The sequence below is a fragment of the Blastopirellula marina genome (assembly GCF_002967765.1).
Taxonomy (GTDB): Bacteria; Planctomycetota; Planctomycetia; order Pirellulales; family Pirellulaceae; genus Bremerella; species Bremerella marina_A.
In genome coordinates this window covers 487,836-501,439 of record NZ_PUHY01000006.1, presented here as the reverse complement: position 1 = coordinate 501,439, position 13,604 = coordinate 487,836, and the positions used below count along the sequence as shown (strand labels likewise).

At 52.9% G+C, this 13,604-nt stretch carries 13 protein-coding genes; 12 read left to right on the top strand and 1 reads right to left on the bottom strand.

The annotated features are described in order from the left end of the window. The 12 genes from C5Y83_RS10040 (at position 1) to C5Y83_RS09985 (ending at position 13,246) form a co-directional block, all read left to right on the top strand. On the top strand, positions 1-1,254 hold the full coding sequence (locus C5Y83_RS10040; RefSeq protein WP_105329536.1) for an NADH:ubiquinone reductase (Na(+)-transporting) subunit B: 1,254 nt from the start codon (positions 1-3) through the stop codon (positions 1,252-1,254). Beyond that, on the top strand, positions 1,244-2,032 hold the full coding sequence (locus C5Y83_RS10035; protein WP_105329535.1) for a Na(+)-translocating NADH-quinone reductase subunit C: 789 nt from the start codon (positions 1,244-1,246) through the stop codon (positions 2,030-2,032). The genes C5Y83_RS10040 and C5Y83_RS10035 overlap by 11 nt, the downstream gene beginning before the upstream one ends. Further along, positions 2,025-2,657, top strand: a complete 633-nt coding sequence (locus C5Y83_RS10030) for an NADH:ubiquinone reductase (Na(+)-transporting) subunit D (RefSeq protein ID WP_105329534.1) — start codon at positions 2,025-2,027, stop codon at positions 2,655-2,657. The genes C5Y83_RS10035 and C5Y83_RS10030 overlap by 8 nt, the downstream gene beginning before the upstream one ends. A gap of 3 nt (positions 2,658-2,660) precedes the next feature. Continuing rightward, positions 2,661-3,275, top strand: a complete 615-nt coding sequence (nqrE, locus tag C5Y83_RS10025) for an NADH:ubiquinone reductase (Na(+)-transporting) subunit E (protein ID WP_105329533.1) — start codon at positions 2,661-2,663, stop codon at positions 3,273-3,275. A gap of 57 nt (positions 3,276-3,332) precedes the next feature. Further along, on the top strand, positions 3,333-4,559 hold the full coding sequence (nqrF, locus tag C5Y83_RS10020; protein ID WP_105329532.1) for an NADH:ubiquinone reductase (Na(+)-transporting) subunit F: 1,227 nt from the start codon (positions 3,333-3,335) through the stop codon (positions 4,557-4,559). Beyond that, complete coding sequence (locus C5Y83_RS10015; RefSeq protein WP_233207179.1) at positions 4,552-5,625, top strand: FAD:protein FMN transferase; 1,074 nt, start codon at positions 4,552-4,554, stop codon at positions 5,623-5,625. Before nqrF ends, C5Y83_RS10015 begins: the two co-directional genes overlap by 8 nt. A gap of 15 nt (positions 5,626-5,640) precedes the next feature. Next, positions 5,641-5,901, top strand: coding sequence for a hypothetical protein (locus C5Y83_RS10010; RefSeq protein ID WP_105329531.1), 261 nt, complete (start codon positions 5,641-5,643; stop codon positions 5,899-5,901). A 135-nt stretch (positions 5,902-6,036) separates the two neighbouring features. Then, a complete protein-coding gene (locus C5Y83_RS10005) occupies positions 6,037-7,215 on the top strand; it encodes an alpha/beta hydrolase fold domain-containing protein (protein ID WP_105329530.1) in 1,179 nt (392 codons plus the stop codon). Between the two features lie 85 nt (positions 7,216-7,300). Then, positions 7,301-8,773 carry a sulfatase gene (locus tag C5Y83_RS10000; protein WP_105329711.1) on the top strand — a complete coding sequence of 491 codons (1,473 nt, stop codon included), beginning with the start codon at positions 7,301-7,303 and terminating at the stop codon, positions 8,771-8,773. A gap of 369 nt (positions 8,774-9,142) precedes the next feature. Continuing rightward, positions 9,143-11,509 carry a DUF1588 domain-containing protein gene (locus tag C5Y83_RS09995; protein ID WP_105329529.1) on the top strand — a complete coding sequence of 789 codons (2,367 nt, stop codon included), beginning with the start codon at positions 9,143-9,145 and terminating at the stop codon, positions 11,507-11,509. A 3-nt stretch (positions 11,510-11,512) separates the two neighbouring features. Further along, positions 11,513-12,847: a DUF1552 domain-containing protein gene (locus tag C5Y83_RS09990; protein ID WP_105329528.1), complete on the top strand. Its 1,335-nt coding sequence runs from the start codon at positions 11,513-11,515 to the stop codon at positions 12,845-12,847. A gap of 117 nt (positions 12,848-12,964) precedes the next feature. Beyond that, on the top strand, positions 12,965-13,246 hold the full coding sequence (locus tag C5Y83_RS09985; RefSeq protein ID WP_105329527.1) for a hypothetical protein: 282 nt from the start codon (positions 12,965-12,967) through the stop codon (positions 13,244-13,246). Between the two features lie 27 nt (positions 13,247-13,273). On the opposite strand, the gene C5Y83_RS09980 is transcribed toward C5Y83_RS09985, so the two are convergent. Further along, complete coding sequence (locus C5Y83_RS09980) at positions 13,274-13,558, bottom strand: hypothetical protein (RefSeq protein ID WP_105329526.1); 285 nt, start codon at positions 13,556-13,558, stop codon at positions 13,274-13,276. Between the last annotated feature and the right edge of the window lie 46 nt (positions 13,559-13,604).

Below are 13,604 nucleotides of genomic sequence, written 5' to 3'. Positions count from 1 at the left end.
ATGAAATTTTTACGCGGAATGCTCGATAAGGTCGAGCCAATGTTCCTCGAAGGAGGAAAGTTGGAGCGACTCTATCCGCTGTACGAAGCGGCGGATACGTTTTTGTACACGCCACCAGATCGTGCCAAGGGTTTGACCCATGTGCGCGACGGTTTGGATCTCAAGCGAACGATGATATTCGTCGTTCTCTCCCTGATTCCATGTATCTACATGGCCCTGTGGAACACTGGGTATCAGGCTAACTTGCAGATCGCAGCCGGCGCAGCACCGGTCGCCGATTTCCACGAATCTCTCTTCGAGATGACGGGACTGGAGCATAACCCTGACAGTTGGATCAGTAATATGATCCTCGGGGCGATCTTCTTTCTGCCGGTTTATATCGTCACCATGACGGTCGGTGGTACGATCGAATTGATCTTCAGCATCGTTCGTAAGCATGAAATCAACGAAGGGTTCCTGGTTTCTGGGATGCTCTTTCCGCTGATCCTTCCACCGACGATCCCCCTGTGGCAAGTTGCCGTGGGGATTGGCTTTGGGGTGTTAGTCGGCAAGGAAGTTTTCGGTGGTACTGGTAAGAACTTCCTGAATCCTGCTTTGACCGCTCGTGCGTTCCTGTACTTCTCGTACGCCACGGACATGACGGGTGACAAAGCTTGGACCGCTGTTTCGCCGGATGGATTCAGTGGTGCGACGACCTTGGGTGTTGTTGCGTCGTCGCCTGTTGGCACGACCATGCAAGACGCGATGGCCCAAGTCGACGGCCACGGGGTGACTTGGCTCGGTGCTTTCATGGGTTGGATCCAGGGATCGATGGGCGAAACTTCGGTTTTGGCCTGTTTGCTCGGGGCCGCCTTCCTGATCGCAACCGGCATTGGATCGTGGCGAATCATGCTCAGTTGTGTGATCGGTGCGGTTGCCACCTCGTTCCTGCTGATGGGCGTTGCAGGTGCCTTTGATGTATCCAATCCACTGCTGCTCGGTATGTCGCCGTGGTGGCATCTGGTAATTGGTGGTTTCGCGTTCGGTACCGTTTTCATGGCGACCGATCCCGTTTCCGCGGCAATGACCACAACCGGAAAATGGTTCTACGGAATCTTGATCGGTGTGATGACTATCTTGATTCGCAGTGTCGGCACGGCTTTCCCGGAAGGGATCATGCTCGCGATTCTGTTCGGAAACGTGATGGCGCCTCTGATCGATTACTTTGTCCTGCAAGCCAACATCAATCGAAGAAAGGCACGCTATGCGACGTGATAGTGTTCTCGGAACAATTATGGTTGCCGCAGTGTTATGCGTGGTCTGTTCGGTGGTGGTCAGTGTGGCTGCTGTCGCCTTGAAGCCATTTCAGCTGGAAAACGAGCGTCTGGACAAACAGAAGAATGTCCTCGCCGCTGCGGGCCTACTTGAACCAGGCGATGACGCTGCCGCGATCGATGCGAAGTTCAAAAAGATCAAGCGACAGATCGTGAATCTCGATTCGGGCGAAGTGGCATCCGAAGAGGAGCTTAAGGAAGCTGGTATCGATGATCCGGCGAACTACAGCCCAGACGAAGCACGTGAAAATGACAATCTAAATCGTCAGGTAACTGGCTTACCTGGGATTGAAAAGACAGAAAAATACGCAGTTGTCTACGTCATTGAAGACGATGGCGAACTACATGGTGTTGTGCTGCCGATCTACGGTAAGGGACTTTGGTCCACGATGTATGGCTTTTTGGCACTCGATGCTGACTTAATGACTGCCAAAGGTATCACCTTCTACAAGCAGGGTGAAACGCCAGGTTTAGGTGGTGAAGTCGACAATCCCAAATGGAAGGCCTTGTGGCCAGGCAAGAAGCTTCGCAGCCCTGATGGGGAAGTGTTGATTCATGTCGTCAAGGGACAAGGAACCGGTGACGAGCAAGTCGACGGTCTCTCCGGTGCGACGATCACCACGAACGGTGTGAACGACTTCGTCCGCTTCTGGCTCGGCGAAGAAGGTTTCGGACCTTACCTCAAACAGCTTGAATCGAAGGAGAATACCAATGGCTGATTCGCCATCTCCGAAGGCCGTTCTGCTCGATCCGGTAACGCAAAACAATCCGATTGCCTTGCAGGTTCTCGGTATCTGTTCCGCGTTGGCCGTGACTTCGAACTTAAACACGGCTCTGACGATGTGCTTCGCGGTTACTGTCGTGACCGGTTGCTCGAACTTGGGCGTGAGCTTGGTTCGTAAGTTTATCCCGAGCAGTATCCGTATCATCGTACAGATGACGATCATCGCATCGCTCGTGATCGTGGTCGATCAGATCCTCCAAGCGTTTTTGCCTGAGATTAGCAAATCGCTCTCGGTGTTCGTTGGTCTTATTATCACCAACTGTATCGTGATGGGTCGCGCTGAAGCATTCGCGATGAAAAATCCACCTTTGATCAGTTTCCTGGATGGTATCGGTAACGGTTTGGGTTACTCGATGATCTTGCTGGTCGTTGGTTTCTTCCGCGAACTGTTCGGTAGTGGATCCCTGTTCGGAATCACGATCTTCACGCTGACCAAGAACGACGGCTGGTATCAACCGAACGGTCTGATGCTGCTGCCGCCTAGTGCGTTCTTCTTGATTGGCTTCATCATTTGGGTTATTCGCACGTTCAATCCTGAACAAGTGGAATCGGAGGGTTAGGCCATGGCTGATTTGCTAACCATTGCACTGAAGGCCGTTTTCAGTGAGAACCTCGCACTGGCGTTCTTCCTGGGAATGTGTACCTTCCTAGCCGTTTCCAAGAATGTGAAAACGGCTCTAGGTCTTGGCGTGGCGGTGATTGCGGTGATGGCAATTACGATTCCTGCCAACCAACTGCTTTACTCCCTTTTCCTGAAGAAGGGGGCGATGGCTTGGATCAGTTCAGACCTTAAGGACATGGATCTAAGCTTCCTCGGCTTGATTAGTTACATCGGCGTGATCGCAGCGATCGTGCAGATCCTGGAAATGGGACTCGATCGTTACTTTCCGCCTCTTTACAACGCTCTGGGTATCTTCCTGCCGCTGATTACTGTGAACTGTGCCATCTTGGGTGGTTCGTTGTTCATGGTGGAACGTAACTACACGTTCACGCAAAGTGTTGTTTATGGTTTCTTCGCTGGGGTAGGTTGGGCGTTGGCAATTGCCTCGCTGGCCGCCATTCGCGAGAAGTTGAAATATAGCGACGTGCCTGCTGGACTGAAGGGTCTGGGGATCACGTTTATTACCGCTGGTTTGATGGCAATGGCCTTCATGTCCTTCGGTGGCATGATTAAATAAGACAGGCCACCAGTCAGCACAAAAAAATAGCGAGCCTGGCATCAGGGATAGTTAGATATGGTTACCGTAATACTTGGCGTGGCTATGTTCACCGGAGTAGTTTTGCTCCTGGTGGTGGTCATCCTCTTGGCGAAGAAGGCCTTGGTTCCGTCCGGTGATGTGCACATCGACATCAACGAGCATTCCAAGGACATCGACGTGCCCGCAGGCGGCAAACTGCTCAACGCCCTGGCCGATCAAGGGGTGTTTGTTTCTTCCGCTTGTGGTGGCGGTGGTACTTGTGCTCAGTGCATCGTCCGTGTGAAGAGCGGCGGTGGCGATATCTTGCCGACCGAGCGATCGCACATCAACAAGCGTCAGGCGCGTGAAGGCTATCGACTTTCCTGTCAGGTGGCTGTAAAGCAGGACATGGAAATTGAAGTCCCGCACGAAGCCTTGGAAACGAAGAAGTGGGAATGCGAGGTCATCTCGAACCGCAACGTCGCGACGTTCATCAAAGAGTTCAAACTGAAGATTCCCGAAGGGGAAGCGGTGAACTTCAAGGCGGGTGGTTACATCCAGATCGAAGTTCCTCCGCACGAGATTTCGTACAAAGACTTCGACATTGAAGAGGAATACCACGAAGACTGGGATAAGTTCAACTTGTGGCGTTATGTCAGCAAGGTAGACGAGCCTGTGATTCGTGCTTACTCGATGGCCAACTACCCGGGCGAAAAGGGCATCATCATGCTCAATGTCCGTATTGCTTCGCCTCCGCCACGCGCCCCCGAAGGTACGCCTCCAGGGAAAGTGTCTAGCTACATCTTCAATTGCAAGCCGGGCGACAAGGTGACCATTAGTGGGCCTTATGGTGAGTTCTTCATCAACGATAGCGATGCCGAAATGGTGTACATCGGTGGTGGTGCTGGTATGGCTCCTCTGCGAAGCCATATCTTCGAGTTGTTCAAGCAGCGTAAGACGAATCGCAAGGTCAGTTACTGGTATGGTGGCCGTAGTGTTCGCGAATTGTTCTACCTCGACGAGTTTGAAGCCATCGAGAAAGAGTTCCCGAACTTCAAGATGAACATTGCTTTGTCCGATCCGCTGCCGGAAGATAACTGGACCGGTTATCAAGGATTCATTCACCAGGTTTTGTTGGAAAACTACCTGAAGAATCATCCTGCTCCAGAGGACATCGAATACTACATGTGTGGTCCGCCGATGATGAACCAGGCGGTCTTCAAAATGCTGGACGACTTGGGTGTCGAACCTGAGAATATCCGCTTCGACGACTTTGGTGGCTAAGCCCCTTCAGCGAGCGAACTCGGCTCGCAAAAGTATCATGCGAATGATCACCGCGGCCAGCCTTTTGTGGCTGGCCGTTTTCCTTGGTTGCCAGAACCCCCCGGCCACGCCCGCCATCGATACGATTCGCGGCGAGACCATGGGGACCACGTACAACATTCGTGCGGTAACCAAACGCGAGTTGCCCAACCAACTGCAGAATCTTCAGGCCGAAGTTGACTCGTTGCTGGCCGAGGTCAACCGGCAAATGTCAACCTACGACCCACAGTCCGAGCTTTCTCGTTTCAATCAGGCCGCCTCCGACAAGTGGGTGCCGGTCTCCAGCGAACTGCTGACCGTCATCGATGACGCCCGTCAGATTAGTGATCTCACCAAAGGTGCGTTTGACGTGACGGTCGGACCGGTGGTGAATCTGTGGAAGTTCGGTCCCGACAAGGAGCGTAAGAACTTCCCAACTGATCAAGAAATCGCGAACGCGAAAAAGCTGGTCGGCTATCAGCAAGTCCAAACTCACTACGAATTGCTGGCCGTTCAAAAGGAGCAAGACGGCGTTTACGTCGACTTGTCAGCAATCGCCAAGGGATATGGAGTTGATGTTGTTTTTCAATTGCTGAAGGATCGTGGCCTGACCGACTTTATGGTCGAGATCGGCGGCGAAGTCCGAGCAACCGGGCTCAAGCCAGATGGTGAGCCGTGGCAGATTGGCATCGAGCTTCCCACCGAAAAGGCAGGCGACTTTGACGAGATCGTCGGCTTGCATGACAAGGCCTTAGCGACCTCAGGCGACTATCGCAACTTCTTTATGCATGACGGCAAGCGATATTCGCACACGATCAATCCTCTGACGGGGAGGCCGGTCGAACATAGTCTGGCCTCTGTCAGCGTGCTTCATGATCGTTGCGAAATGGCCGACGGCTGGGCCACTGCTTTCTTGGTCTTAGGCCCGGATGCGGGATATAATTTAGCAGAGCAACAGAAGCTGGCGGCCTTCTTCCAGATTCGCAAGGATGATGGAAAGGTCGAGTCGAAATCAACCACTGCTTGGCAGCAGTATCAACTGGATTAACGAGGATCACTCCCCATGCTCACCATTATGCTTATCACCGTCGGTGTCTTTGCCGTCGCCCTGACCGGCATGGCGATTGGCGTGATCATCAGTAATCGGCGAATCAAGGGTAGCTGCGGAGGACTGAACAACTTCAAAGATTCGGTGGGCAATCCAATCTGTGACGCCTGTTCGAATCCGTCCCCTTCCTGCAGCCGAATCCCTGAGAAAGAACGCTGCCAAGAGCCGACCGATTGCACCGATGCGGTGGTCGAAACAACCTCGCAAAGCCATTAATTCGTTGGTCCCTGTTGACCTCGAAGAGATTGTCTAGCGAATTAGTGCGATACCCTGGCGAATTTATGGGGTTTCTAACTGGAACCTCTCCCAATCGCTATCTAATCTCGTCGCATCTGCCACAGGGGTCTGATCATGAATCGCTACGCGCGGAATTTCTCTCTTGTTGGTTGCCTTCTTCTGGCAACCTCGGCGTTCGCCCAACAGGGACCATCGTTCGATCGCTTCGATCGGAACAATGATGGCAAGATTGAAAAGGACGAACTGCCCGTTGCTGCCCAGCGTCTGTTTGAACGCCTCGATGCCGATTCGGACGGAAGCGTGACCAAACAGGAATTCGAGACATTTGAACGTCGCCGGGCAGCCATGCAACGACAACGCGGTAATCAGGATGACGGAATGGTCGATGGCGTAAAAATCACTCGCAATATTCCTTACGCCGATCCTAAGATCAATCGTCAGAAGTTAGATATCGCGTTGCCCGAGAAGCGTGCTTCGGACGAACCGTTACCTGTGATCGTGCTAATTCACGGCGGTGGATGGCAGGGAGGCACGCATGGTCCTTACTTGACCAGGGCGATTCCCTTAGTTCGTAGCGGAGAATTTGCTGCCGTTTCGATTGGTTATCGATTGACAGATGTCGCCAGTTGGCCAACCCAAATTCACGACTGCCAAGCTGGCCTGCGATGGGTGAAGGCAAACGCTGAGAAGTATAACTGGGACCCTGAAAGAATTGTCGTCTGGGGAAGTTCGGCCGGTGGGCACCTGGTGGCTATGCTTGGTGTGTCGGCGGATGCCAAAGAAATTGACGGTAAATTGGGACCACACAGGGATGAGGACCTAAAGGTCGCTGGCGTTGTCGACTTCTTCGGTCCTGCAAACATGGCGACCATGGGAGATCCTCCCGGCTTCGAGCGTCACAACTCCGCCGACTCGCCCGAGAGTAAGCTTCTCGGTGGGGCGGTGAAGGAAGTTCCCGAAGTTGCGAAATCGGCCTCGCCTCAATCGTATGTTTCCGCAGGGGACGCTCCGTTCTTGATCTTACACGGCACCAAAGACGGAACCGTTCCATTCCAGCAGTCGGTTGATTTCCATGCGGCTTTGAAGAAGGCAGGTGTCGACTCAACGTTCGTTCCGGTCGAAGGGGCAGGGCATGGCTTTGCGGGGGCGGAAGTGAACGATCGGGTCCGCGACTTTCTCGATAAGATCTTACTAGGCAAGGATGTCAAAGTTAGCTCCGAGCCTATTCAATCGGCTCAGCGACCGCAGCGAAATCGCCAGCAAGGTAGCCCCAACCGCGGGGAGCAAGATTAATTCTTACGTGCGATCGTACAGCACTTCGACTACAATGGGCCGACAGAATCTTATGGTTCGTCGGCCTTTTTCGTTGGTACTGTATATGTTTCGTCCTGCTGTCCTCTCAGTTCTGTGTGCTCTATTTGCTATTTCGCATGTGGCAGCAGATGATCGCCCCAACTTCGTCCTGATTTATGCGGACGATCTCGGCTGGAAAGATGTCGGTTATCAGGGGAGCGACTTCTACGAGACTCCAGTCCTCGATCGTTTTGCCAAGGAAGGAATGGTTTTCTCGGCGGCGTACGCATGTGCTGGGAACTGTGCACCGAGCCGGGCATGTTTGATGTCAGGGCAATACACGCCACGACACCATTTGTACGCCGTATGGAGCACTGAAAGAGGACCGAAGAATGAAATGCGGCTCGTTCCCGTTCCTAACAGCGATGGGCTGAGTTCCGATAATTTTACCGTGGCTGAGGCTCTAAAATCTGCCGGCTACGCCACGGGGCACTTTGGAAAGTGGCATCTCTCTGGCAAGGATGGCGCTGACCCAACCGAACAAGGCTTTGACGATTCCTACGATTCCTTTGGCAACGGCGAGCTTACTGAAGGGACCGAGACGAATAAGAAAGGTCCACCGGAAGATCCCAAAGGTGTCTTCACCCTAACCGACAAAGCATGTGCGTTTATTGAAAAGAATAAGGATCGTCCCTTCTTCTGCTACCTACCGCATCACGCAATACACACCCCGCTTCAAGGCCAGCCAAGCTCATTGGAGAAGTTTAAGCAGAAAGAGAAGGGCAAGTATCACAAAGGCAACATGTACGCCGCGTGTACCTATGATCTGGACGAAAGTGTCGGACGATTGCTCAAGAAACTAGACGAGTTGGAGCTTACCGAAAAAACGATTGTGATCTTCACCAGCGATAACGGCGCAACGCCCCAATCTCCGCAGGAGCCACTTCGCGGTAACAAAGGTGGCTACTACGAAGGGGGAATTCGTGAGCCGATGATCATCAGATGGCCCGGCAAGGTTAAGCCAGGTAGCGTTTGTGATGTTCCGGTGATTCAGCTCGATCTTTACCCTACGATGCTCGCTGCTGCGGGGATTCCTGTGCCAGAGGGTAAGGTGCTCGACGGCGAGAGTTTACTTCCGCTGCTGACCGATGAAGGTTCGTTAAAACGCTCTGCGATCTTTTGGCACTTCCCAGGCTATCTGAACACACCGGTGATTCGTGGGCGAGAGTTGGATGTTCGCACTGGGTTCCGTTCGCGTCCGGTTACCGTTATCAATCGGGATCACTGGAAGTTACATCTCTTTCATGAAGAGTGGGTCCTTGATGGGGGCAAAGCGAAGCTACCTGGGAACGGAGCCGTCGAACTTTACAATCTGCGAGACGACATTGGCGAACGTCACGACCTGGCTGCTTCACACCCTCAAAAGCGGGACGAACTGCTGAGCGAACTTCTCGATTGGCACAAGCATGTCGGGGCAATCGTCCCCAGCCAGCCTCATCCTGATTATGCTCCGGCCCCCGAGGGCAGTCCGTCTGGGCAGAAGAAGGGTAAGAAGTAGCTATCTTCGCTTCCAAGATGCGACCATTCCACCCGTTGGATTGGGTGGTGTTTCGCCGCAAGTTAGGTGCTCCTAACGGGTTTCCTATTGGACTTCATGCTGGTTGCTCGTGTAAAATGGAGGAAAGCCTGAAAATAATCCTTTGGTAACGTCTGCTTCGAAAGACGCGAGTTAAGGCGGCCAGTCGGATTTCAGGAAAAACTAGCAGCGAGAGCGGTCGATGTAGTATGAAGCTCCGCTCGCTAGGGCTGAAGAAACCTCCCCGCCTGCATTCCCACCCACACCTGCCTCGCTTCCGGCGCCGTGATGTTTGTCCACAAATATCATTGATGTCGAGATGCCTAAGCATGCCTTCCCGCGCGATTGCCTATGAATGCCTTCCTGCACTCAAATCGATTGCTATCTTCGCTTGTACTATTAGTCGTAGCCGCATGCGCTGAGACGGCTAGTGCAGACGAGGACGCTCTGCGCGAGAGGGGTAGGGTAATCTACAAAAACCTTTGTATCGATTGTCATGGTGCCCAAGGAGAAGGCGTTGCCGGAGCATATGAGACGCCTTTGGTGGGCGATTCCAGCTTGGGCGAGTTGGCCGGTCAAATTACTAAGACGATGCCCGAGGGCGATGAAGAGGCTTGTATTGGTGAGGAAGCCGAGGCGGTCGCGGCGTACATGCATCACGCCTTTTATAGCGAAGCGGCACGGATTCGAAATCGTCCTCCCCAGATTACCCTGGCACGGTTAACCGGAAATCAGCTTCGTCAAAGTTTGGCCGATCTCTATGGCCATTTCCATGGCAATACAGCTTACACCGATGAACGAGGCGTCAAAGGGATCTACTTCACCGGTTCGCGTTGGAAGAATGAGAACAAGAAGATCGAACGCGTCGATTCCACGATCGATTTCGACTTCGGTAAAGAAAGTCCCGGTGAAGGCATCGACAAAGAGGATTTCTTTATTCATTGGACCGGCAGCATTCTCGCCGAGGAAACAGGCGACTACGAAATCATTGTTCGTAGCACCGTTTCGTTCACGATGGACTTTGGCAAAATGGGACGCGAACTGATCGATAATCATGTTCAGTCTGGCGACAAGACCGAATTCCGCGAAGTCGTAAGATTAACCGCCGGACGAGCCTACCCATTCAAGATCGATTACATCCAACGAAAACGAAAGACGGAGCAGCCGCCTGCCAGCATTTCGGTTTCCTGGATTCCGCCGCACGGAACAGAGCAGTTGATTCCGAAGAGAAATCTCATTCCTTGGGCAGTCGATCCGACGTTCTCGCTGCAGACCAAATTGCCGCCCGACGACCGAAGCTACGGATTTGAGCGTGGCATCAGTGTCGATCGTCAGTGGGATGATTCTACGACCGCGGCCGCGATTGAATTCGGTCATATAGCGACGGAAGAGTTATGGCCTGATTATCGGCGACGTCACAAGAATGACTCTGATGACAATCGTCAGCGTCTCAAGAACTTTCTCACGGAACTCGTTGAGACAGCGTTTCGGACGCAACTGCCAGACGAGTTGAAAGAGCTTTACATTGACCGGCAGGTTGCGGCATGCCCTGACGATGGCGATGCGATCAAGCGTGTCATACTGATGACAATCAAGTCACCTCGATTCCTTTACCCGGCTACAGACGCAAATGATTCTCCATCGCAACGGGCAGCCAACCGTTTGGCTCTAACTTTCTTCGACTCGATCCCTTCCGATAAGTGGTTGCTTGAAAAAGTCAAAAAGAACCAACTACAAAGCGAAGATCAGATTCGCGAAGCCGCTTGGCGGATGGTCAATGACTTCCGCGCTCGTGGTAAGACACGCGAAATGCTTCATGAGTGGCTCAATGTGGGGCACATTGGCGATATCACAAAGGATGATGCCCGCTACCCTGGCTTTGATCCTCAGTTGGTGAGCGATCTGCGAACGTCGCTGGATCACTTCCTGGATGACATCGTTTGGAGCGATGCGAGCGATTACCGCCAGTTGTTCCTCGCTAATTGGTCGTATTCAACCGATCACATGGCTGAATTCTACGGTGAGTCTTGGAAGCCGATTGCGGCAGAAGTAACTACCGAAGAAGAAAGGCTTCCGCGTGGTCCTGGTCCGCAGCGAATGCGAAAGACGGGCGACGATGGGAAGCTTCGACTCGGTGTGCTGACGCATCCGTATATCATGAGCGGGCTGGCGTACACGGATGCCTCGTCGCCGATCCATCGCGGCATCTTTTTGATCCGTTATCTGTTAGGTCGCACGCTTCGTCCACCGAACGCGGCGTTCTCACCGCTGAGTGCCGATCTGCATCCCGATTTGTCGACCCGCGAGCGAGTTGCCCTGCAAACGAGTCCCGAAGGGTGCCAGGTTTGCCATTCCCGAATCAATGCGCTTGGCTTCACCCTCGAGCATTTCGATGCTGTAGGACGATTCCGTGAAATGGATCAAAAGAAACCGGTCGACAGCAGTGGAGGTTACATCGCTCGTGATGGCCAAGAAGTTACATTCAACAACGCGCAAGAAGTTGCCCATTTTCTGGCAACCAGTGACGACGCGCATCGTGCTTTTGTGTCACGCGCGTTCCAGCACTTTGTAAAACAGCCTGTGGCCGCTTACGGCCCTGAAAAGCTTGATGAACTGACTCGCAAGTTCAAAGAAAGCGGTTTTAATATTCGCTCGCTTCTAGTCGAGATCGCCGTGATCTCGGCCATGGAACCCCACTCCGAGAAGATCGCAGGATAAGACATGCGCAACCAATTCTCACGACGTGAGTTCTTGCAAAAGACCGGAATCAGCCTCGCTGCGGCGAACTTGCTGATGGGCCTGCCTAGCTTTGGTTGGTCGACCGAGACGTCACCGAAGAAGCGTCTGGTCTTCATCTTCAGTCCCAACGGCGTGATTCCTGATCACTTCTGGCCGAAAAACATTGGCGCTGACTTCGATTTCCAACGTATCCTAAAGCCGCTCGAGCCGTTCCGTGATCAAACGATGACGATTAAAGGCATCGGTAACTTGATCAAAGGTGACGGCGATGGGCACATGCGAGGTATGGGCTGCTTGTTGACCGGGATCGAGTTGTTCCCGGGCGACGTTCAAGGTGGCTCCGATACGCCAGCTGGTTGGGCGATGGGGATCTCGGTCGATCAATACTTGAAGAATCAGCTACAGGCCAACACCGACAGCCAAACTCGGTTTGGTTCGTTGGAATTTGGCGTGATGGTGCCTGATCGTGCGGATACCTGGACGCGTTGGTCGTACGCCGGTCCTAATCAGCCAGTCGCGCCAATCGACGATCCTTATCAGATGTTCGACAAGATGTACGGCCAGGCGAAGAACCGCGAGATGCTGGCTAGCGTTCTCGACGACCTAACGGACGACTTCAAGAAGGTCGAAAAGCTGATAAGTGTCGAAGATCGACAACTTCTCGATTCGCATGTGGAAATGGTGCGAAAGGTTGAACTCGAACTACAGACGGAACTAGCCGCCAAGGATCAGCGAGCCGAGCTTGATCACGCAATTCCTGAACTGCCTCCCAACGTTCGTGAGGATAACGACAACATTCCGCAGATCACCAAGATGCAGATCGAGCTGATGGTCAACGGTTTCGTCGCGGACATGAATCGTGTTGCCTCGCTGCAAATTACGAACAGTGTTGGTCAGCCGAAGATGAAGTGGCTGGGGATCGACGAAGGGCATCATGGCCTATCTCATGAGCCTGACAGCAACGAAGATGCTTATGAGAAGCTGATTAAGATCAACACCTGGTACTGTGAGCAGGTGGCTTACCTGGCGAAACGCCTAGCCGAAACTCCCGAGCCGGGGGCCAACGGCAGCATGCTCGATCACACCACGATCGTCTGGACCAACGAACTGGGTAAGGGGAACTCGCATACTCACAACGACATCCCATTTGTTCTGGTCGGAAATGCGTTGGGCTTCAAGATGGGCCAGGCGCTCGACTATAAGAAGGTCCCTCACAATCGCTTGCTGATGAACATCTGCGAAGCGATGGGCTATCCGCTGAAGTCATTCGGTAACCCAGATTACTGTGGCGATGGAGCACTGACCGGCTTAACTTAATCGCCTGTTTGACATGGTAAGTGAAAACGGCCGAAGCAAATTGCTTCGGCCGTTTTTTTATGTTCGAACAAGTGCTCGATGGTTCAAAGTGCGTTACAACACGGTAGGAGGTATCGCATGGGAACCCCGCATGGACTCGCCGAGTTCGCAACTTACTTGATCGGTATTGGGTTGGTCGTACCGATGTTGGCTCGTCTGCACGACATCTTTCCAATTGCTGCAATTATGCTGCTTGTGATCGTGCTGATACCGTTTCCGTTATGGATCGCTTATCTTCGCGGAGCGGATTCGCAATGGTTAGAGGCAGTCATCGTTTGGCATTTAATTGCCATATGGTCCTGTAGTGTCGTAGTGTTCGTTGCCGCTGGTCTGATCGTTGTTTGGCAGTGGGCGACGTGACAGACCTCCATTGTCGCATCAATTAAATTAGCTCTTAGCGTCAGGGCGTGGCATATCGACCCGCATTTCTGGTCCGACAACTTCCTTCATAAACTTCTGCCAGGCCCGTTCTGACTTCAGTTTGTTGTCGTGTTTACGTAAACGTTTGAGTGCCGCCCCATCGTACTTTTCCGAAGGTGGCAGTGATTTCCATTGTTCGATCGTGAGCGACGAATCAGAGTTGGTTACTTCACTGGCAGTTGGTTTCTGTTCACTGCAGGCCAAGACGCTCAGCAGGACCATGCAAATCAGCCAGTAACCTAATGCACGCACGGGTGGTACTCCTCTGTGATTAATCTTGCAAATAGAATGCTGAGCC